This is a genomic window from Phenylobacterium sp. VNQ135 (assembly GCF_049445735.1).
GTDB lineage: Bacteria > Pseudomonadota > Alphaproteobacteria > Caulobacterales > Caulobacteraceae > Phenylobacterium.
The window spans coordinates 988973-1009433 of sequence record NZ_JBMSDS010000001.1; the positions used below are offsets into that span (position 1 = coordinate 988973).

21 protein-coding genes are annotated in these 20461 nt (G+C 71.3%); 13 read left to right on the forward strand and 8 right to left on the reverse strand.

Features of this window, described 5'->3' with window-relative positions; genetic code table 11:
* Positions 1-3: 3 nt before the first annotated feature.
* Positions 4-942, reverse strand: a complete 939-nt coding sequence (locus ACO2Q0_RS04920) for a hypothetical protein (protein ID WP_423350359.1) — start codon at positions 940-942, stop codon at positions 4-6.
* Between the two features lie 117 nt (positions 943-1059).
* Here ACO2Q0_RS04920 and ACO2Q0_RS04925 point away from each other — a divergent pair, with 117 nt between their 5' ends.
* Entirely contained in the window at positions 1060-1764 is a 705-nt protein-coding gene (locus ACO2Q0_RS04925) for a cytidylyltransferase domain-containing protein (RefSeq protein WP_423350525.1), read from the forward strand.
* Here the strand turns inward: ACO2Q0_RS04925 and pseH are convergent.
* From pseH to ACO2Q0_RS04940, 3 genes are read right to left on the reverse strand one after another with little or no spacing between them, the layout of a single operon-like run.
* Positions 1761-2336 (reverse strand): UDP-4-amino-4,6-dideoxy-N-acetyl-beta-L-altrosamine N-acetyltransferase, encoded by a 576-nt coding sequence (gene pseH / locus ACO2Q0_RS04930; protein WP_423350360.1) that lies wholly within the window; start codon positions 2334-2336, stop codon positions 1761-1763. The genes ACO2Q0_RS04925 and pseH overlap by 4 nt on opposite strands.
* Positions 2333-3403, reverse strand: a complete 1071-nt coding sequence (gene pseI / locus ACO2Q0_RS04935; RefSeq protein ID WP_423350361.1) for a pseudaminic acid synthase — start codon at positions 3401-3403, stop codon at positions 2333-2335. The genes pseH and pseI overlap by 4 nt, the downstream gene beginning before the upstream one ends.
* Before the next feature lie 36 nt (positions 3404-3439).
* The gene (locus ACO2Q0_RS04940; protein ID WP_423350362.1) at positions 3440-3592 is read right to left on the reverse strand and encodes a hypothetical protein; all 153 of its coding nucleotides are present in this window, start codon (positions 3590-3592) and stop codon (positions 3440-3442) included.
* 47 nt (positions 3593-3639) lie between these two features.
* Here ACO2Q0_RS04940 and trxB point away from each other — a divergent pair, with 47 nt between their 5' ends.
* From trxB to ACO2Q0_RS04955, 3 genes are all read left to right on the forward strand, one after another.
* Complete coding sequence (gene trxB, locus ACO2Q0_RS04945; RefSeq protein WP_423350363.1) at positions 3640-4647, forward strand: thioredoxin-disulfide reductase; 1008 nt, start codon at positions 3640-3642, stop codon at positions 4645-4647.
* A 67-nt stretch (positions 4648-4714) separates the two neighbouring features.
* The gene (locus tag ACO2Q0_RS04950) at positions 4715-4927 is read left to right on the forward strand and encodes a hypothetical protein (protein WP_423350364.1); all 213 of its coding nucleotides are present in this window, start codon (positions 4715-4717) and stop codon (positions 4925-4927) included.
* 10 nt (positions 4928-4937) lie between these two features.
* Positions 4938-5426 (forward strand): GNAT family N-acetyltransferase, encoded by a 489-nt coding sequence (locus ACO2Q0_RS04955; protein WP_423350365.1) that lies wholly within the window; start codon positions 4938-4940, stop codon positions 5424-5426.
* Positions 5427-5435: 9 nt separating this feature from the next.
* Here the strand turns inward: ACO2Q0_RS04955 and ACO2Q0_RS04960 are convergent, their stop codons facing one another.
* Positions 5436-6593, reverse strand: a complete 1158-nt coding sequence (locus ACO2Q0_RS04960; protein WP_423350366.1) for a cell wall hydrolase — start codon at positions 6591-6593, stop codon at positions 5436-5438.
* Between the two features lie 192 nt (positions 6594-6785).
* On the opposite strand from ACO2Q0_RS04960, the gene ACO2Q0_RS04965 reads away from it, so the two are divergent.
* The 8 genes from ACO2Q0_RS04965 to ACO2Q0_RS05000 all read left to right on the forward strand — a co-directional run bounded on the left by ACO2Q0_RS04965 (position 6786) and on the right by ACO2Q0_RS05000 (position 16983).
* Positions 6786-8777, forward strand: coding sequence for an ATP-binding protein (locus ACO2Q0_RS04965; protein WP_423350367.1), 1992 nt, complete (start codon positions 6786-6788; stop codon positions 8775-8777).
* Between the two features lie 137 nt (positions 8778-8914).
* Positions 8915-10030, forward strand: a complete 1116-nt coding sequence (gene nadA, locus ACO2Q0_RS04970) for a quinolinate synthase NadA (protein ID WP_423350368.1) — start codon at positions 8915-8917, stop codon at positions 10028-10030.
* Entirely contained in the window at positions 10030-11550 is a 1521-nt protein-coding gene (locus ACO2Q0_RS04975) for an L-aspartate oxidase (RefSeq protein WP_423350369.1), read from the forward strand. The genes nadA and ACO2Q0_RS04975 overlap by 1 nt, the downstream gene beginning before the upstream one ends.
* Positions 11547-12392: a carboxylating nicotinate-nucleotide diphosphorylase gene (nadC, locus tag ACO2Q0_RS04980; protein WP_423350370.1), complete on the forward strand. Its 846-nt coding sequence runs from the start codon at positions 11547-11549 to the stop codon at positions 12390-12392. Before ACO2Q0_RS04975 ends, nadC begins: the two co-directional genes overlap by 4 nt.
* Positions 12393-12451: 59 nt before the next feature.
* Positions 12452-12661, forward strand: a complete 210-nt coding sequence (locus ACO2Q0_RS04985; protein ID WP_423350371.1) for a hypothetical protein — start codon at positions 12452-12454, stop codon at positions 12659-12661.
* Positions 12662-12663: 2 nt separating this feature from the next.
* A complete protein-coding gene (locus ACO2Q0_RS04990) occupies positions 12664-12918 on the forward strand; it encodes a hypothetical protein (protein ID WP_423350372.1) in 255 nt (84 codons plus the stop codon).
* Between the two features lie 81 nt (positions 12919-12999).
* Positions 13000-13518 carry a Rid family hydrolase gene (locus ACO2Q0_RS04995; RefSeq protein ID WP_423350373.1) on the forward strand — a complete coding sequence of 173 codons (519 nt, stop codon included), beginning with the start codon at positions 13000-13002 and terminating at the stop codon, positions 13516-13518.
* Positions 13519-13707: 189 nt separating this feature from the next.
* Positions 13708-16983, forward strand: coding sequence for a glycoside hydrolase family 99-like domain-containing protein (locus ACO2Q0_RS05000; RefSeq protein ID WP_423350374.1), 3276 nt, complete (start codon positions 13708-13710; stop codon positions 16981-16983).
* Between the two features lie 4 nt (positions 16984-16987).
* Here ACO2Q0_RS05000 and ACO2Q0_RS05005 read toward each other — a convergent pair whose 3' ends face one another.
* The gene (locus ACO2Q0_RS05005; RefSeq protein ID WP_423350375.1) at positions 16988-17677 is read right to left on the reverse strand and encodes a DJ-1/PfpI family protein; all 690 of its coding nucleotides are present in this window, start codon (positions 17675-17677) and stop codon (positions 16988-16990) included.
* Between the two features lie 84 nt (positions 17678-17761).
* Between ACO2Q0_RS05005 and ACO2Q0_RS05010 the strand changes: the two genes are divergently transcribed.
* A complete protein-coding gene (locus ACO2Q0_RS05010; RefSeq protein WP_423350376.1) occupies positions 17762-18697 on the forward strand; it encodes a GlxA family transcriptional regulator in 936 nt (311 codons plus the stop codon).
* On the opposite strand, the gene ACO2Q0_RS05015 is transcribed toward ACO2Q0_RS05010, so the two are convergent.
* Together ACO2Q0_RS05015 and ACO2Q0_RS05020 are read right to left on the reverse strand one after the other, a co-directional pair.
* The gene (locus tag ACO2Q0_RS05015) at positions 18694-19245 is read right to left on the reverse strand and encodes a DUF1003 domain-containing protein (RefSeq protein ID WP_423350377.1); all 552 of its coding nucleotides are present in this window, start codon (positions 19243-19245) and stop codon (positions 18694-18696) included. The two genes, ACO2Q0_RS05010 and ACO2Q0_RS05015, sit on opposite strands and share 4 nt — an antisense overlap.
* A gap of 72 nt (positions 19246-19317) precedes the next feature.
* A complete protein-coding gene (locus tag ACO2Q0_RS05020; protein WP_423350378.1) occupies positions 19318-20253 on the reverse strand; it encodes a cell wall hydrolase in 936 nt (311 codons plus the stop codon).
* Positions 20254-20461: the final 208 nt, after the last annotated feature.

Genomic DNA, 20461 nt, shown 5'->3' on the forward strand with positions numbered 1-20461 from the left:
GGCTCAGGCTTTCAGGACGGTGTTCTGGCGGATCACCGCGGCGCCGGCGGCGTCGAGGTCCTTGCGGGTATCGGAGAGGCTCAAGGGGCCTGTCAGGGTGGCGTTCACCGCATCCATCCCCGACCGGCGGGCCGCGCCGCGGGCGATCAGATAGCGCAGCGAGATCCGCTCGTGGTCGGCGGCGTCCGGCTGGGTCCCATGCAGGGTGCAGGCGTGCCAGATGGCCGCGAAGCCCCCGTCGCCCGTCAGGATGCGCTGGCGGACGTTCGCCTCGCCGTGCTCGCCGTTGCGGTAGAGCCAGCTCTCCTCGCCGGTCCGCGTCAGGTCGTGCGGGAAGACCGAACCGCCCAGCCGGTGGCTGCCCTCCAGCAGGTAGAGGGGCGCGTCCGACTTCGTCACCGGGTGGAGGTAGACGTACAGCGTCAGGAAGTCGGCTTCCCGCTCCTTGTAGTCGATCAGGTCCTGGTGGAAGTCGATGCCGTAGAAGTAGGTCACGTCACGGTTCTGCGGCTTCACATAGGCGCCCAGGTTGTTCACCGGATTGCCGTGGATCCGCTCGCGCAGCCACGCCGGCACGCTCTTGGCCGGCACGCCGCAGACCAGCTTCTTGTTGAGGATCTCGTAGCCCTCGCCCAGCAGGGCGGTCATGGCCTCGACGATGTGCGGGGCCTGCTCGACGAACCCCAGCCGATCCTCGAACTGCTCCAGCAGGTTGCGACCGGGCCTCGGATTGACCCCGGTGTACTGCGGATCGGCGTCGAACTCGGCCTCGCTGAGGAACAGCGTCTCGTCGAACCTCCGCGTCGCGCGGATCGCCGCCAGCAGGTCGGACGCCGCCTGCTGATCCACCTTGGCGTCGAAGAGGTGGGCGCCTTGGCGGATGAAATCCGACACGACCTGGTCCGACAGGCTCCAGGCGGCGGGCTTGGCCATCGCGGTCATGGGGGCTCCGATCACACACGCGCTTGAGCCCGCACGTCAGCCGAGTCGCGTTAACCCTAGCTTACCCCTCCGGCGGGCACCCTGCGGCTGCGACGGAGAGCCGCCCTGACACTCGCCATCCTCCAGGCCCGACTGAGCTCCACCCGCCTGCCCGGCAAGGTGATGAAGCCCCTGCTCGGCCGTCCAATGATCCTGCGCCAGATCGAGCGCGCTCGCCGCACGAGCCGCCTCGATCGCCTGGTGGTCGCCACCAGCACGGACCCCAGCGACGATCCCCTCGCCGAGATGCTGGAGGCCGAGGGACTGGACGTCTTCCGTGGGCCGCTGGAAGACGTCCTGGCGCGCTACATCGGCGCCCTGGACCGCTGGCCTGCCGACACCGTGGTCCGCCTCACCGCCGACTGCCCCCTGATCGATCCGCAGGTGCTGGACGCCACCATCGCGCTGCTCGCCGAGACGGGCGCCGACTACGCCCACTGCCGCACCCAGGAGGCCGGATACCCGAAGGGCCAGGACGTGGAGGCCATGACCGCCGCCACCCTGCGCCGCGCCGCGCAGCTTGCAGACAGCCGGGAGGAGCGCGAGCACGTCACCTGGGGAGTCTGGAGCCGGCCCGACCGCTACCGCATCGTGCGTCTCATGCCGCCTGAGGAGTGGGGCCATGTCCGCTGGACGGTCGACCGTCCGGACGACTTCGAGTTCGTGACCGCGGTCTACGAGGCGCTCTATCCGCGGGATCCCGCCTTCAGCTCGGATGACGTCAGGGCGTTCGTGGCGTCGCGGCCCGACCTCGCCCGCTACGGCGGCGAACCCAGGGTCTAGGGCGCGTCGGGCAAGTCCGCGGCGCGCACGCCCTTCTCCGCCAGCCGCGCCTCGATGCCGGGCTTCGCCGCTTCCCAGTCGGCTTTCAGCATCCCCAGGCCCACGACGTCCTGGAACCGGCCGCCTTTGCACACGTGCTGCCGGTAGCAGGCCTCGCGCTGGAACCCGAAGCTCTCGTGCAGCTTCCACACGGCCTCGTTCTCCAGCAGCACCTCGCACCACAGCTTGTGGTAGCCCATGCTCTCGAAGACGTGGCGGAGCACGATGTACTCCACCTGCGCGCCGACCCCCCGGCCGCGAGTCGAAGCCTCCGCAAGGTAGTAGGCCCAGTCGCAGCGCCGCACGATCGGGTCGATCTTGGCCAGGTTCGCCAGCCCCACCGGCTCGCCGTCCAGTTCGATGATCCAGTAGCGCCGGTCCTCGGCGGTCAGGGCGCCGGCGAACCAGCGGTCGTGTTCGGCCTCGCTGATCCTATGGTCGGTGTACATGTAGGCCGCGACCTCGGGCGAGTTGCGCCAGGCGAGCAGCCGGGCGCTGTCCGCACGCTCCACCGATCGCAGCCTGACCGTCATGTCGCCACAGCCTCCCCGATCATGTCCCAGGCCAGCGGTTCGCCCCGCTTCAGGTCGCGGGCCGCGGGCTTGCCCAGCACCGCGTCGAGCTGCGCCGGCGGCAGACCGTCGCCCGGGCGGATCGAGCGCACATTGGCTTTCGTCAATCGCTCGCCCCTCTTCACGTCGGCGGCGACATAGAGCGAGCGGCGGAACTGCACGTTGCCGCGCTCCGAGCCCACCAGGTCGTACTGAGCCCGGCCCAGCGCCCGCCAGGCGCCCTTGCAGTCGGCGACGAGGGCCGTGAACTCGGAAGGCTCGAGGCTGAACGCCGCGTCGGGCCCGCCGTCGGCGCGGGCCAGGGTGAAGTGCTTCTCGATGACGCTGGCGCCCAGAGCCACGGCCGCCACCGAGGCCGCCGTTCCCGGCGTGTGATCCGAGAGCCCGGCCGGACAGCCGAAGCGCGCCGCCATGTCGGCGACCGTCCGGACGTTGGCGTCCTCCAGCGGCGCCGGATAACTGGACACGCAATGCAGCAGCACGACGCCCGGCGCGCCGGCCGACAGCGCCGCGTCGCGCGCCGCGTCGATCTCGGCCAGGTTCGCCATGCCGGTCGAGATGATCAGCGGCCTTCCCTTGCCCGCGGCATAGCGGATCAACGGCAGGTCCACGGCCTCGAAAGAGGCGATCTTGAACGCCGGCGCGCCGAGGTCGGCCAGCAGGTCGACGGCGCTCTCGTCGAAGGGGCTGGAGAACAGGATGACGCCCAGCTCGCGCGCCCGCTCGAACAGCGCCGCGTGCCATTCGTAGGGCGTCTGGGCCTCTTGATAGAGGTCGTACAGGCTGCGCCCGTCCCACAGCCCGCCCTTGATGCGGAACGCCGGGGCGTCCACGTCCATGGTGATGGTGTCGGCGGTATAGGTCTGGATCTTGATCGCGTCGCAGCCGGTGGCGGCCGCCGCGTCGATCATCTGGAGCGCCCGCTCCAGGCTGCCGTTGTGATTGCCCGACAGTTCGCAGATGACGAACGGCTCGTGCTCGGCGCCGATCCTTCGCCCTGCGATCTCGACCTGCGGATGAGTCGACATGGGGCCATTCTACGCCCGCAGGGCCTGAAAGGCGCGTTAAGCCTTGGGCGGATTCCGGTTCTGGAAGACGACGCCTAGGGCGACGCCCAGCGCCAGGCCGATGCCCATGCCGCTGGCGAGATTGTCCATCGCCGTCCCGATCCCCGCGCCGATCGCGAGCCCGAGCGCTATGCCGATACCGAGGTTCATGGCTTGATCCCGTCGCAACCGCCCAGAATCCAACTTACATAGGGGCCATGTCCGAGACCACGCCCCGTTCCGTCCGCTGCCTCATCGTCGGCTCCGGCCCGGCCGGCTACACCGCCGCCATCTACGCCGCCCGCGCCCTGCTCAAGCCCGTGCTGATCCAGGGCATCCAGCCCGGCGGCCAGCTCACCATCACCACCGACGTGGAGAACTATCCGGGCTTCGCCGACGTCATCCAGGGGCCCTGGCTGATGGAGCAGATGCAGGCCCAGGCCGAGCACGTCGGAACCGAGATCGTCACCGACATCGTCGTGAAGGCCGACCTTTCGCAGCGGCCCTTCCGGCTCGAGACCGACAGCGGCCAGGTGTGGCTCGCCGAGACCCTGATCATCGCGACCGGAGCACAGGCCAAGTGGCTCGGCATCGAATCCGAGCAGAAGTTCCAGGGCTTCGGCGTCTCGGCCTGCGCCACCTGCGACGGCTTCTTCTATCGCGGCAAGAACGTGATCGTGGTGGGCGGGGGCAACACCGCCGTGGAAGAGGCCCTGTTCCTCACCAACTTCGCGGCCAAGGTCACCGTCGTGCACCGGCGCGACGAGTTCCGCGCCGAGCGCATCCTGCAGGAGCGCCTGTTCAACCACGAGAAGATCGAGGTGATCTGGGACAGCGCCATCGACGAGGTGCTGGGCGGGACCGATCCCATGGGCGTCACGGGCGTCCGGCTGAAGAACGTCAAGACGGGCGAGACCCGCGAGGTCGAGGCGGACGGCGTCTTCATCGCCATCGGCCATGCGCCCGCCTCCGAGCTCTTCAAGGGCCAGCTCGAGATGGACGGCTCGGGCTATCTGAAGGTGAAGCCGGGCACGGCTTCGACCGCGATCCAGGGCGTCTATGCCGCCGGCGACGTGACCGACGACGTCTATCGCCAGGCCGTGACCGCCGCCGGCATGGGCTGCATGGCCGCGCTCGAGGCGGTGCGGTTCCTGGCCGAGGAGGACCACAAGAAGGCGCACCATCCGATCAGCCACGACGAGGCCCAGAAGATCGGCGCCTGGTAGGCTCTCCACCGGGAATTGTACGGCCGCGCTGAAACTCGACCCGCATTTCACGGGTTGGGCGCGGACGATGCGGAACAGCAAGCGATACGAGGAGCAGGCCGAGGCGGTCAGCCGCCTGGCCGCGCGCGCGGCCAGCGAGGCCGAGCGCGAAGTCTACCTCAACATCGCCGACGGCTGGCGCAAGCTCGCCGCCGAGGCGATCCGCAACGAACGGCACGACTACGGCCCAGCGCGCCGGGGCCGGCGCGCGGTTGAAGACGAAGGCCAGGCGCAGGGCTAGACTGCCGGGCGTGATCCGCTACGCCCGCCCCGCCGACCGACCCGCCATCGCCCAGTTGGTGACCCAGGCCTTCGGGCGTGAGGCCGAGGCGCAGCTCGTCGATATGCTGCGGGCCGACGGCGACGTGCTCTTCGAACTGGTCTCGCTGACTGGGGAGGTCGTCGACGGTCACATCCTCTTCAGCCGCATGTGGGCCGACCGCGAGGGCCTGTACGCCGCACTGGGCCCGCTGGCGGTGCGGCCCGAGATCCAGCGGACCGGCCTCGGCTCCACCCTCACGAACGCCGCCCTCCAGGTCGCACGCGAGTTCGGCGTCCACGGCGTGATCCTCTTGGGCCACCCGAGCTACTATCCCCGCTTCGGCTTCTCGGCCGAGGCGGCCCGGCAGGTGCGCAGCCCATATGTAGGGAACCCGGCGTTCATGGCCCTGGCGCTGGAGCCCGGCGCGTTCGATGCACCGATGACCGCCGCCTTCGCCGACGCCTTCTCCCGGGTCTAGACCGAAGCGCTAGGCGGGCGGGGCGCCGGCCGCTGCGGGCGTTTCGAGGCCTTTGTCGAAGGCTTCGAGCTTCTGGTTGATCTCTCTGATCTCGTCGGCGGTGGCCTTGCGACGGGCGGGCGCGATCGTGCCCAGCACCCGCGTGCGTTCGCCGCCTTTCGCCGTCGCGTCGGCCACGGTGTAGGTGCGCACCTCGCCGGCCACGGCCAGGGTCACCTTGCGCTCGGCCGGCACGCCTTGCGCCTCCGGCGACAGCAGGCCGCCCTGGGTGCGTTGGTCCACACCGCCCAGGATGGTCGGCGACAGATAGGCCTCGCGGCCCGCATAGCGGCCCGTGAACGCGGGCGGCTCGCCCCAGGGACCGGTCCAGCGGTAGAAGATGTGCGCGCCCACCTGGGTCATCTTCACCAGGGTCGGCGCCCAGTAGGGCGCCACATAGGCGGCATGGTAGTGGGTCGCCGAGCCCACCGACTTGGCCACATGGCCGCTCAGCGCGCGTTCGGCGACGCGCTGCGCCTGGCGCCACAACGCCGGTTCCGGCGCCCAGCGCAGCGAGCCGTCGCAGGTGAAAGTGAACTGGCAGCCCGTCGCCCGGGCCGAGCCCTGGTAGACGACGCCGCACACCGACTTCGGATAGGCAGGGTGGCGCACGCGGTTCAGCACCACCTGGGCGACCGCCTCCTGGCCGACGCCCGGCTCGCGGGCCGCTTCGTAGTAGACGGCTTCCGTCAGGCACTGCAGCGCACGCTTGCGGTCCTCTGTCCCGGCCTTCAGCACGAACGGCTTCATGGGCCGGATCGGCAGGTCGGAGAACGGCCGCAGCTCGTTCATGTCCTCGGCCGTCGCGCCGTCCTGCGTGCCGAACCCGAGGTCCGGGACGTCGCCGATGTCCAGGCTGGCCCAGCCTTCGGGGCGGTTCCACAGGTCCGCCCGGCGCAGGCCGGGATCGTGACGCAGGGCCAGCGACCGCATGGCGGGATCCATGTACGAGGCGAACTTCGCCAGCGTCGCCTCGGAGAGGTCGTTGGTCGCGAGACCCGCCGGCGCGCGGCCGACGGGATCGGCGTTCGGCGCGCACGCCGCCACCGCCATGCCCGTGGCCGTCAGAGCCAGGGCGACCACTCCGTTCCGGATGTCGCGGCGGTTGTTCAGGGCGTCCCCTCGCATTGAGCCGACCGATATAGGCGTGGACCGGCGTTCTTTGGACCCCTGGGGGGCGAAAAAGTGGTCCCGGGCCGATTAAACTTCAGCCATGACGCGTGAACCGGCCCCGTGTTCAGCCGGGGTTGCGCCCGCCTCCAAGGCCCCGCATGCTCCTCGCCGGTCCCATGGGGCGGGCCTATGTTCCCTCGAGTATCCATGATGCACCCGACGGAGTGGCCGCTGCGCGTGATCCCGCGGCGGTCTCCGCCGTTATGGCTGGCCTTGGCGATCACCATCGTCGCCCTTGCGGTCGCCATGTCGCTGCGCGGCCTGTTGCTGGGCCTGCAGCACACAGGGGGCCTCGGCTCCACGACCTTGCCCGCCCTCATCGTGATCTGCCTTTACGCCGGCCCCCGGTTCGGCTGGGCGGCGCTGCTCTTCACGATGCTCTTCGGCAGCGGCCTCTTCCCGGTCGTCCAGCCAAGCGGAGCGTCGCATGGCGCCGTGATCGCCATGTTCGCCCTGTCAGGCGCGATCACCCTGATCTTCTCGGCGGCCCTGCGCGAGGCGCTGCTGCGCCTCGACGAAGCCAGCGTGGCGCGCGAACACGCCCGCAAGGCGTCCGCCGACTCCGAAGCCCGTTTCCGTGTCCTGGCCGACAGCGCCCCGATCCTGATGTGGGTCAGCCGCGCCGACGGGACGCGCGAGTTCGTCAATCGCACCTACCTCGAATGGCTGGGCGCGAGCTACGAGGACGCGCTCGTGTTCGACTGGCGCAAGATCCTCCACGAGGAGGACTTGGGGCGCATCCTGCAGGAGCAGGTGGCCGGCGAAGGTTCGCGACAGCTCTTCACCCTTGAGGCGCGCTACCGCGTGGCCTCGGGCGAATACCGCTGGATTCGTTCAGTGTCCCAGCCGCGCTACACGCCGGAGGGCGCCTTCGACGGCTTCATCGGCGTCGGTTACGACATCACCGACGCCAAGCGCGCCGAGACCGACCTCAAGCGCATCAACGAGCTGCTCGCCGAGCGCATCGAGGCGGCCCTGGCCGACCGCGACCGCGCCGAGGACGCCCTGCGCCGCGCCCAGAAGCTGGAGGCCGTGGGCCAGCTCACCGGCGGGGTGGCGCACGACTTCAACAACCTGCTGACCGTCGTCATCGGCGCCCTCGACATGATCCAGCGGCACCCGGCCGACGCCGCCCGCCGCGACCGGATGATCGAGGCCGCCCTGGGCGCCGCCCGCCGAGGCGAGCGCCTGACGCAGCAACTCCTCGCCTTCTCCCGCCGCCAGGCCTTGAAGCCCGAGCCCGTGCGCGTCGACGCCCTGCTCGCCGAGGCCGAGCCGCTGCTGCGCCGGGCCGTGGGCGAGTCGGTCGCGCTCACCATCGCGCCGGCCTCGCACGGCGCGGTGGTCAACCTCGATCCGGCCCAGTTCGAGGCCGCGGTGATGAACCTGGTGGTCAACGCCCGCGACGCTACCCCGCCCGGCGGCATGATCCGGGTGGAGACGCGCCGCTGCCGCGTCGACGCCGGCGAGGTCGAGGAGCTGGAGCCCGGCGACTACCTCTGCGTCGGCGTCCACGACACCGGGTCGGGAATGGATGCGGCGACCGCCGCGCGCGTCTTCGAGCCGTTCTTCACCACCAAGGCTCCGGGCAAGGGCACCGGGCTGGGCCTGTCCCAGGTCTATGGCTTCGCGCGCCAGAGCGGGGGCTCGGCCGTCGTCGACAGCGAGCCCGGCAAGGGCGCCACCGTCCACCTCTACCTGCCCCTCAGCGATGCGCCGGTCGCCCAGCCGGAGGAGCCCGCCGCGCCGCAGCCCGAACGCGGTCCCGGGCTGCGCGTGCTGCTCGCCGAGGACGACGCCCAGGTGGGCGAGTTGGTGGAGGCCCTGCTCGCCGATCTCGGCCATTCGATCGTCCGCCGGCCCGACGCCGCCGCCGCCCTCCAGGTGCTGGCGGCCGGGATCGAGGTGGACCTCCTCCTCACGGACCTGATCATGCCGGGCGATATGAACGGCGTGGATCTCGCCCGCGAGGCGGTGCGGCTGCGGCCGGGCCTGCCGGTGATCCTGTCGTCCGGCTATACGGGCGAGGCGCTCGACCCGGTCGACGGCGCGCCCTGGCCGCTGCTGCGCAAGCCCTACGGGTCCGACCAGCTCGCCCAGGCCATCGCCGACGTTCTGCCCGACGCTTCGAGAGCCTGACCCGACCGACTTCGCGAATCATCCCTTGCGCGCCGGCGTAGCGGCGCTATATGTCTTCAAGACGGTTTTGCTCGAAATGAGCAAAAGCAGCCCGCCGCGCCGAAGCCCTGCTCCGGCGCCTTTTAAAGGCCCTACAAATGCTCACTTTGAGCATAAGGGAGGATGCGATGGCCGCCGACGGTTTCACGTTCGACTTCACCCCCGAGGTCGAGGCCCAGACCCGTCCCGCTTGGGAGAAGGTGAAGCGGCACGTCACCCCGATGGAGTGGCGCCGGCAGGCCCCGCTGATCGCCGAGATCAACCGGCTGAAGCGCGAGAAGGACACCGTCATCCTCGCCCACAACTACATGACGCCCGAGATCTTCCACGGCGTCGGCGACTACGTCGGCGACAGCCTGGGCCTGGCCAAGGAAGCCGCCCGCTCGGACGCCAGGGTGATCGTCCAGGCCGGCGTCCACTTCATGGCCGAGACCTCCAAGATCCTCAGCCCTGAGAAGCGCGTCCTGATCCCGGATCTGCGCGCCGGCTGCAGCCTGGCCAGCTCCATCACGGGCGCCGACGTGCGCCTGATCAAGCAGCGCTATCCCGGCCTGCCGGTGGTCACCTACGTGAACACCACCGCCGACGTGAAGGCCGAGACCGACATCTGCTGCACCTCCGCCAACGCCGTGCAGGTGGTCGAGGAGGCCGCGAAGCTCTGGGGCGTGGACCGCGTGATCCTGATCCCCGACGAGTTCCTGGCCCGCAACGTCGCGCGTCAGACCCACATCGGCATCATCGCCTGGAAGGGCCGCTGCGAGGTGCACGAGCGCTTCACCGCCGCCGACATCCTGGAGATCAAGGCCGCCTATCCGGGCGCCGAGGTCCTGGCCCACCCCGAGTGCCCGGCCGAGGTGCTGGAGGTCTCGGACTTCGCCGGCTCGACCGCCGCGATGAACGACTACGTCCTGCAGCGGAAGCCCAAGCGCGTGGTGCTGATCACCGAGTGCTCCATGGCCGACAACGTCGCGGCCGACGCGGTCGACACCGAGTTCGTGCGCCCCTGCAACCTCTGCCCGCACATGAAGATGATCAGCCTCGAGAACATCTATGAGGCACTGCTCCACGACCGTTACGAGGTCACGGTGGACGAAGCCGTCGCCGAACGCGCCCGCCTGGCCGTCCAGCGGATGGTCGACCTGCCGCCGCCCGCCCAGCCCGCCCGCTACGACCTCGTGAAGGCCCGCCACCACGTCGACGTGGAGCTGATCTGATGCCGGACCGCCTGCGCCACGACGGGATCGTGGTCGTGGGCGCGGGCCTGGCCGGCCTCACCGCCGCCCTCGCCGCCGCGCCCACGCCGGTCCTGGTCCTCACCGAAGCCGCGCTGAACGCCGGCTGCTCGTCGGCCTGGGCCCAGGGCGGCATGGCCGCCGCGCTGTCGGCCCAAGATGCGCCCGCCCTGCACGCCGCCGACACCGTGGCGGCCGGCGCGGGCCTCGTGGACGAGGCGATGGCCCGCCTGCTGGCCGAGGAAGGCCCCGCCGCCGTCCGCGCGCTTGCCGACCTCGGCGCGCCGTTCGACCGCACGCCCGACGGCGCCTTCGCCCAGAGCCTGGAGGCCGCTCACGGCAAGGCGCGCGTGGCGCGGGTGAAGGGCGACCAGGCCGGCCGCGCGATCATGGAGGCCGTCTCCGTGGCCGTGCTCGCCGCGCCGCATGTCCAGGTGCGCACCGGCGCCAGGCTGACCGGCCTGCTTCAGGCGCAGGACGGCCGCATCGTCGGTGTGCTGGCCGAGCTCGACGGCCGACCGACCGAGATCACCGCCAACGCCGTCGTCCTCGCCACCGGCGGGATCGGCGGCCTGTATTCCGTCACCACCACGCCCGCCGAGCTGAAGGGCGAGGGCCTGGGTCTCGCCGCGCTCGCCGGGGCGACCATCGCCGACCCCGAGTTCGTGCAGTTCCACCCGACGGCGATCGACATCGCCCGCGATCCCGCCCCGCTCGCCACCGAGGCGCTTCGGGGCGAAGGCGCCCTGCTGGTCAACGCCTCGGGCGAACGCTTCATGGCCCGCTACCATCCGGCCGGAGAACTCGCGCCGCGCGACGTCGTCGCCCGCGCCATCCACGCCGAGCGCGAGGCCGGCCGCGGCGCCTTCCTCGACGCCCGCCAGGCGGTGGGCGAGCACTTCCCGGACGAGTTCCCGACGGTCTTCGCCGCCTGCCTGTCCGGGGGCGTCGATCCGCGCCGCCAGCTCATCCCCGTCGCGCCGGCCTGCCACTACCACATGGGCGGCATCGCCACGGACGCGGAGGGGCGCACGTCCCTGCCCGGCCTGTTCGCCGCCGGCGAGTGCGCCGCCACCGGCGTGCACGGCGCGAACCGTCTGGCCTCCAACTCCCTGCTCGAAGCCGCCGTCTTCGGCGCCCGGGCCGGACGCACGGCCGCCGCCGAGCCGCCGCGGGCCGGAAGCTACGAGGCGGTGACCGCCGCCGAGCTGCCGCCGGAGGGCCTGAAGGCGCTTCGTCAGGCTATGAGCCGCCATGCCGGCGTCGTCCGCGACGCCGAAGGCCTCGCGCGCCTCGTTCACCTGATCGACGGTCTGGAAGCCGCCTATGGCCGCAGCGCCCCGCTGGTGGCCGCCCGCTTCACGGCCGCCGCCGCCCTGGCCCGCCGCGAGAGCCGGGGCGGCCACTATCGCGCCGACTTCCCGGGCCAGGTCGCGCCCGCCCGCACCTTCGTCAAGCTCGCCGACGTCGAACAGGTCGGCCTGAGGTACGCCGCCGAATGATCGAGCCCATCCCCGACCTGCTCATCCTGCCGACCGTGCGTCAGGCTCTCGCCGAAGACCTCGGCCGCGCCGGCGACGTCACCGCCCAGGCCTGCGTGCCCGCCGACGCCGAGCTCGCTTGCACCTTCGGCGCCCGGCGCGGCGGCGTGGTGGCCGGCCTCGCCTGCGCCCGCCTGGCCATCGCCGAACTGGATCCCGCGGCGACGTTCACGCCGCGCGTGGCCGACGGCGAGCGGGTCGAAGCCGGGACCGTGCTGGCGGAGGTCCGCGGGAACGCCCGCGCCGTCCTCTCGGCCGAGCGCACCGCCCTGAACCTCTTCGGCCGCCTCTGCGGCATCGCCACCCTGACCCGCGAGTACGTCGACACGGTCGAGGGCACGCGCGCCCGCATCACCGACACGCGCAAGACCACGCCCGGCCTGCGTCATATCGAGAAGTACGCCGTCCGCTGCGGCGGCGCGGTCAACCACCGCTTCGGCCTCGACGACGCCATCCTCATCAAGGACAACCACGTCGCCGCCTGCGGCTCCGTCGGCGAGGCCGTGCGCCGCGCCAAGGCCTTCGCCGGCCACCTGATGAAGGTCGAGGTCGAGGTCGACAGCCTGGCCCAGCTGCACGAGGCGCTGGCCGAGGCGCCGGACGTCATCATGCTCGACAACTTCAGCCTCGCCGACATGGCCGAGGCCGTCCGCCTGGTCGCTGGCCGCGTCGTGCTCGAGGCCTCCGGCGGCGTCACGCTCGAGACCCTTCGCGCCATCGCCGAGACCGGGGTCGACGTCATCAGTGTCGGCGCCCTCACCCACTCGGCCAAGGTGCTCGACATCGGCCTGGACGCGGCCTGAGCCGTAGGAACCGAGCCCTACGGCCGGGGTTCACCCTCCGAACCAAGGAGGCAGACCCCATGTCGAAAGCTCCCCCGATCCCGCCGGAACAGCAGTCCCGTCCCGGCGAGAAGCCCCATATCGAGGGCTCCGATGTCGGCCGCCGCGACGCGGTCACCGGCGCCCAGTCCAGCCAGCCCGGCGACGATGACGTGAACATCGACCAGCAGGGCCGCCAAGGCAATGTGAACCAGAACACCCATCACCAGGGCTACCAGCAGGACCGTTGATCATGCCGGACAAGCATCCCAACACCGACCGCTACGGCGGTCCCGGCGCGAGCCATGAGGACCGCACCGAGCCCAAGCCCAAGCCGCAGCCGACGCGGCAGAACGGCGAGCCCACCAACACCGCCTTCTCGGGCGTGTCCGGCGGCGGCGGCGAACGCGACCGCCACCACAGCCACGATCCCGACCACAAGGCCGACCGCGAGCAGAACAGCGAGCAGCGCGCCAAGCACGAGACGCCGCCCCGCACGGCCCACTGACCGGTCGCGGCTCCGACCGCATCCGTCGCATTACACAGGCTTCACTGGCCCGGACGGCGGCCCCCGTCTTAAGTCCGGGCCATGCTGAAGCTCCACGCCCTCACGGCCGCCCTGCTGGCCATCCCCGCCGCCGCCGCGGCCCAGGACTATCCGAAGAAGATCCCGGCCCCCGGAGGCCACGTGGTCATCCCGGCCGCCGGCGCCCAGCGCGCCTACGACGAGTACAGGTACGCCCCCGCCCGCCGGGCCGGCGACTTCCTCTACATCTCGGGCGTGGTCGTAGGGCCGGCTCCCGACCAGGGCCGTGACGTCGAGGGCTTCAAAGCGGGGGTCCGCCGCGCCTTCAACCACATCAAGCTCAGCCTCGCCGCCGAGGGGCTGACCTTCGCCGACGTGGTGATGATCAACTCCTTCCACGTCTGGCAGGGCCCGGGCTTCGCCGGCACGCGGGACGAGCAGTTCGCCGCGGTCAGCGCCGTGAAGGACGAGTTCATGTCCGCCCCGCACCCGGCCTGGACGGCCGTCGGCACGACGGGCCTGCTGGTCGACGACGGCGTCGTCGAAATCCAGATGATCGCCTACGCCCCGAAGACGCGCTGAGCCTGCTTCGTCGCAAAACGGACGGCGTCCAACGACGCGGCGTGGCGTGCGGCGAATGACCCGACAGATTGCCGGCCGCCCTCGAGAGGGCGCTCCGTGTCATCTCCTGTCCGGCGTCCCATGCGCTTGCGTCATCCGCCACGTCCGCCCGCCCCGCCGGCGCTCCGGGCCTCGCCAGGGCAGGGCTAGATGCGCCGCATATCTGTGGGGCTGCGCATCGAGAGCCCTCGGTTCCTCACGGCCACGCTCAGGAGCCTGACCGCCCAGACCTTCTCCGACTTCGACCTGCTGGTGGTCGACGATAGCCCCGACGGACGGGCGGCCGACGCGGCGCGACGCCTGGCGGATCCTCGGCTCAAGGTGATCGACGGCGACCGGCGCGGCCCGGCTGCGGCGCTCCTGCGCATCTGGGAGGAAACGGACGGCCCCCTTCTCAAGATCGTGGACGAGGGCGACCTCCTGCGTCCCAACGCCCTCCAGACCCTGCACGCGCTGCTGGAGCAGGAGCCGGACGCCGCGCTCGCCTTCTGCCGCCGGATGATCGTCGACGAAGACGACTTCGTGCTGCGCCGCGCTCCGGCCGGGGGACCGCCGCAACGCTTCGTCCCCGGCGAACTCCCCCGGTACGTCGCCGCCCGCCTCGTCGATCCGGTCGACGGCTGGACCCCGATGCTCCTCCGGCGCTCGGCCGTGAGCGATCCGCGCGCCCTGACGACCTATGCCGGCGTATCGATCCGTACCCGTTCCAGCCTGCCCATCTTGATGAACGCCGCCGGCGCGCCTGCGGTGGGCTCGGCCGAGGTCCTCGCCATGGTGCGCGAGCGCGACCCCGACCTGGAGGGGCAGCGGATCTTCGAGTGGGAAGCGCTGCTCCGCGGCGCGGTCGTCTCCGGCCTGCTCGCCCCGGCCGCGGCGCTGCCGGCGCTCCAGGTGCTGGAGGAACTCTATGCTCGTCATGGCGAAGGCCGCGGCGAGCTGGCCCTGCTCAGGCGCGGCCTGGCGTCGCTTCGGGTCCACCTTGCCGCCGGCCGCACCGACGTGCTGGACGAGGCGTTCAGGTCCGACCTGCTGCTGGCCGAGAGCTGGAGCGCCGAGCGGGGCGAGTTCGGAGGGCATCGGCTGCGCCGCCGGCCGGATCCGGGATCGCCCGGCCCGAGCCCTCTCGACGAGCACGCCCGGTTCACGGCGCCGTCTCCCGACTTCGAAGAGGTCGATGCCGACATCCTGCAGGACATCGCCGCCGCGCCGACCAGCGCCGACCCGCTGTTGATCGCCTTCTACCTTCCTCAGTTCCACGCGATCCCCGAGAACGACCGCTTCTGGGGCAAGGGGTTCACCGAGTGGCGGCAACTCGCGCGCGGCGCGCCGCGCTTCCCGGGCCACTACCAGCCGCGCATCCCGCGCGACCTGGGCTTCTACGACCTCTCTGACCCCGACATCCTGAGGCGACAGGCGGGCATGGCCCGCGCAGCCGGCGTCGGAGCCTTCGCCTTCTACTACTACGCCTTCGCCGGCGAGCGGGTCCTGGAGCGCCCGCTGGAGAACCTGCTCGCGTCCGACATCGAGATGCCGTTCCTGCTCATCTGGGCGAACGAGAACTGGAGCCGCACCTGGACCGGTTCCACCTCCGACGTCCTGTTGCGGCAGGATTACGAGCCCGAGCACGAGGACGCCCTGCTCGCCGATCTCGCCCGGCACATGGCTGACCCGCGCTACGTTCGTCTCGAGGGCCGGCCGCTCTTCGTGATCTACAAGGCCGGCGACGTACCGAGGCCCCGCGAGACCTTCGCGCGCTGGCGGGCGAAGTGGGCGGCGATGGGCGTCGAGCCGCTGATCTTCATGGCCCAGACGTTCGGTCGCCACGATCCGCGACCGTTCGGGCTGGATGGAGCGCTGGAGTTCCCGCCCCACAAGCTGGGCTCCATCGCGCCGCGCCGGACGGTCGACGCCTTCTCAGCCGACTTCGCGGGCATCGCCTACGACTACGACGCCTTCATCGGCGCCTCCCTTCAGGAGCCCGCGCCGCCGTTCCCGTTGATCAAGACCGCCGTGCCCATGTGGGACAACGACGCCCGGAGGCCGGGGCGGGGCTCGTGCCTCACGGGCATGTCGCCGGCCAAGTACGAGACCTGGCTGGGCGCGCTGTTCGACCGTGCGACGGCGAACCGCGTCGGCGGGCGGGCCATCGTCGCGGTCAACGCCTGGAACGAGTGGGCCGAGGGCGCCTACCTGGAGCCGGACGTGCATTTCGGCGGCGCCTTCCTCAACGCGACGGCCCGCGCGGTGAAGCGCGCCCGCGCGGTACAGACGCGTCGCCGAGCGCCCTCGTCGGAGCCCTTGCGCATCTGCGTGGCGGCCGACAGCTTCGAGGTCGGCGGCGGCGAGCTCATGCCGCTGCAGATCGCCAACGCCCTTCACCGCCGCGGCCACCACGTCACCTATCTCACGGTGGCGGCCGAGGAGCCGAGCGAACGCCCGCACCTCCGCGCCCGGCTCGAGCGCGAGATCCCGGTGGTGCGTTGGGACGAGGTCGACGGGCGGCTGAACGCGTTCCTGCGCGAGCGCGGCATCCAGGTCTTCAACTCACACAACGTGAGCATCGATCACCGGCTGTTCTACCGGGGGATCCGCCCGCCGACCGCTTACCTCGTCTCGCTGCATGGCTCGTACGAGAACGCCCCGGAGTATCTGACGCCGGCCATGCTGTCGTACCTGCGCGGGGTCGATCTGTGGCTCGACCTGGGCGACGCGGGCCGGTCGGCGCTTGTGGCCCGCGGCCTCGATCCCCGGCGGTTCCGACGCAGCTTCAACGCCGTTGAGCGGCCGCAAGCGGTGCGCGAGCGCGCCGATATCCGTCGCGACCTCGGCCTGCCTCTGGACACGTTCGCCCTGGTGCTGGGTTCGCGCGCCATTCCGCAGAAGGGTTGGGCCGTCGCCATCGAGGCCTGCCGGCGACTTCACGAGCAGGGGCGGCGCGTCCGCCTCGCGCTCGCGGGAGACGGGCCGGCCGCCGACGCGCTCCGCGGCGTCTGGTCGGGCGCGCCGTTCGTCAGCTTCCTCGGCCACGTGCCCGATCTGCAGGCGATACTGCCCGCCTTCGACCTCGGCCTCTTCCCCAGCACCTATGCCGGCGAGACCTTCCCGCTGTTCCTGCTCGAATGCCTCCAGGCCGGCGTTCCGGTCGTGACGACCGACCTCGGCGAAATCCCGGCGATCATGGGGGCGGAGCCGGATGCGCGGCCGGGAGCGCTGGTGTCGGGCGCGCTCTCGCCCGAGGCCATGGCCGGCGTCATGGCGGGCGAGATCGCCAGGCCCTTCACCGACCGCCGCCTCGCCGCCCGCTGGGCCGCGAACGCCAGGACGACGGCTACGCGCTACGATCTGGAGTCCTTGGCCGACCTCTACGAGGCCTGCCTGCGCGAGCTGTCCGAGCAGCGCGCCGTGACGCGCCCCGCCGCCGAGTAGCCGCTCACGCCGGCACGGAGAGCCGGTCCGCCGCCGCGCGCGCCTGCGCTGTGCGATCGCCCAGCCGCGAGGCCATGAGCGCCTGGACCCGCGCCAGAACCTCGGGCCGCGCCAGCTCCGGCCTCCCTGACTGGAACGGCGGCGCCGGCGCATACTCCAGCCCCAGCTGCACGCCCTCGGCGTAGTCTTCGCCGGCCAGCTCCGCCAGGAGAGTGAAGGCGAAGTCCAGGCCCGCGGTCACGCCGCCGCCGGTGATGATGTCGCCGTCGCGCTCGACCCGCGCCTCCGAGACGATCGCCCCGAACGGCGTCAGCAGGTCGCGCCAGGCCCAGTGGCAGGCGGCCCGCCGGCCGTCGAGCAGCCCGGCCGCCGCCAGCACGAGCGAGCCGGTGCAGACGCTGGTCAGGTATTTCGCCTGGCTCCCGAGCCGCCGGATCTCCGCCATGAAAGCCTCGTCCAGCATCGCGTCCGTGCAGCCGAAGCCGCCGGGGACCAGCAGCACGTCGCAGCGTATGACGCCCTTCAGGTCGGCGAGGTTGGTGAAGGTGAGCCCCTCGGCCTCGATGTCCTGGCCGCCCATCGAGGCGACGACCACCTCGGCGTCCGGCGCGCGGCTCAGCACCTGGTGCGGGCCGGTGAAGTCCAGGTGGGTGACGCCGGGATAGAGCGCGATCACGATGCTGAGCTTCGACATTGGCGGGTCTCCGAGGGGATTGACGCGACCAGCCTAAGCGGCGCAGTTTACGGCAGGAATGACAATGTTCCGGCACATTCTGCCATGACGCATCACCTCGCCATCGTCGTCTTCCCCGGATTCCAGCTGCTGGACGCCGCGGGCCCCATCGCCGCCTTCGAGATCGCCGAGCGGCACCGTCCTGGCTTCTACAGCGCCACCGTCCTGGCGCCGGGCGGCGGAACCGTGGAGAGTTCTTCGGGCGTCGCCTTCGCGGCCGAGCCGCTGGACGCGGGACCCTACGACACCATCCTGGTCTCCGGCGGCGACGGCACGCGGTCGGTCGACAATCTGGCAAAAATCGTGGGATGGCTGAAGAAGACACCAGCTCGCCGGGTCGCAAGCGTCTGTTCCGGCGCCTACCTGCTGGCCGAAGCGGGGCTGCTCGACGGTCGCCGCGCGACCACCCACTGGGGCCGCACCGACGACTTCGCCCGACGCTATCCGAAGGTGAAGCTGGACGCCGACCGCATCTTCATCCGGGACGGCCACGTCTGGACTTCGGCCGGCATCACGGCCGGGATCGATCTGGCCCTGGCGCTCATCGAGGACGACCTGGGCGTCGATATCGCCCGCCGGACCGCCCAGCAGCTCGTGGTGCACCAGCGCCGCCCCGGCGGCCAGTCGCAGTTCTCGGCGCTGATCGACCTGGGCGGCCGCAGCGGCCGCTTCGCCGAGCTGATGGATTGGATGCGGGCCAACCTGGCCCGGCCGCTCACCGTCGAGGAACTGGCCGAGCGGGCCTGCATGAGCCCGCGCAACTTCGCCCGGGCCTTCGCCGCTGAGACCGGGACGACGCCCGCCAAGGCCGTGGAGCGCCTGCGCCTGGAGGCCGCCCGCACCGAGGTCGAAACCGGCCGCACGCCCATCGATCGAGTGGCAGAAATTGCGGGATTCGGCGATCCGGAAAGGATGCGCCGCGCCTTCCTGCGGGCCTTCGGCCAGCCGCCCCAGGCGCTGCGGCGCGCCGCGCGCGCCTAGTCCGACCGTCCGGTGAGCTGCTTGCGCAGGATGCGCAGGCTCTCGTTCTGCCGTTTGATCATCTCGGCCATCTCCCGGTAGCGCAGGGAGTCCATCTTGTCGTGCAGGTGCATGATCTCGAGTTCGGCCCGCAGGTTGACGATGTAGTCCTGCTCGGCGGCCTTGCGATCCCGCTCGGCGGCGCGGTTCTGGCTCATCATGATGATCGGCGCCTGGACGGCGGCCAGCGTCGAAAGCACCAGGTTCAGGAAGATGAAGGGATAGGGGTCGAAGGCCATGTGGTGCGGCTGGGCCCAGGCGTTCCACCCCATCCACAGCGCCAGGCACAGCGCGAAGCCGCCGATGAAGCCCCACGAGCCGCCGATCGCCGCCATGCGGTCGGCGAGCTTCTGCCCCCGCGTCCGCTCGTCCAGCTTCAGCTCGGGGTCGGCGGCGCTCGGCGCCTCGGTGGCGATCAGGTCGATCACGCTGCGCTGGATCGGCGTCAGCTCGGCGTAAGCGCACCCCAGCAGTTCCTGGGACAGGTGCTCACGGGGCAGCTCCGACATGACTTGGCGTTCCTGGGCGACGGCTGCCGGAGCATCAGGCGGACTCGGGCCCGACTGCAAGCGGCCGTTGAGCTAGGAGGCGGTCGCCGTCGGCGTGACCGCGCTGGCCGGCGAGGCCTTCAGCGCCGCCGAGTCCGCTCCCCTGCCCGGATGGGCGGGCGCGGGCTTGGCTTCCACCGCCGGGATCGCCGCGGCGTCCGCCGCCGGGGCGGCAGGGGCGGCCGGGGCGGCCTCGGAGGGCTTCTCCACCACCACAGCGTTGGTCAGCCGGTACTCGATCGGCTTCTCGGGCAGGGCGGAGGTCAGGACGGCCTGCTGCAGCGGAGCCTGGGCGGCGGCCTGCATCGCCCTGCGGGGGCTGAACCGATAGAACACGTGCATGCCCACCTGCGCCACGCGGCGCATCTGCGGACCCCAGGCCGGGGCCACGGCGGTGGTGTGGAAGTGGGTCGCCGAACCGACGTCGGCGATCGCCGCGCCGGCCAGCACGCGGCTGGCCACCTTGCGGGCGCGCTTCCAGGCGCTGCTCTCGCGGCCGCCGCGCATCGAGCCGTCGCAGGCGAAGCTGAACTGGCAGCCGGTGCGGCGGCCCGCGCCCTGGAACACCACGCCGCACACGGTCTTCGGGAAGGCCGGGTGCTTCACCCGGTTCATCACCACCTGGGCGACGGCGAACTGCCCCTGCGGGGTCTCGCCCCGGGCTTCGTAGTAGACCGCCTGGGTCAGGCAATCGAGATCGCGCTGGGCGGAAACCTTCTTGTCGCCCTGCTGGTTGTCCAGGCGCGCGGTCAGCTCCGCGAGCTGTCGCGCCTGGGCGCCCTGGCCCGGCATGTCGGTCAGCCGCAGGACGCTCGCATCCTGCAGGATCGCGCCGGAATAGCCGCCGGCGGCGGCCTGGGCGATCCGCTCGACGCGGCTGTGGTCGGCGGCGTGCTGGGCCATGCCCCCCGCCAGATAGGCTGCGCCCAGGCTCAGGCCGATGCCCGAACCGATCAAAGCGGCGCTCATCAGCATGCGCCAGTCGGCGCGCGCCTGCGTTCCAAAATTCAAGACACTCGGTTCCCTGACCGCGAGGGCGACGACACGCCCCCCGACAATTGTCGCCGCGGTCGCTCCTGCTCATGCTGGCAGCGCCCGCCGGCAGGCCTGGCCCCGGATCCGTATGTGGGGCAGGCGACGGCAAATGGTGAAGGATGTATGAATGAACTCAGGGCGC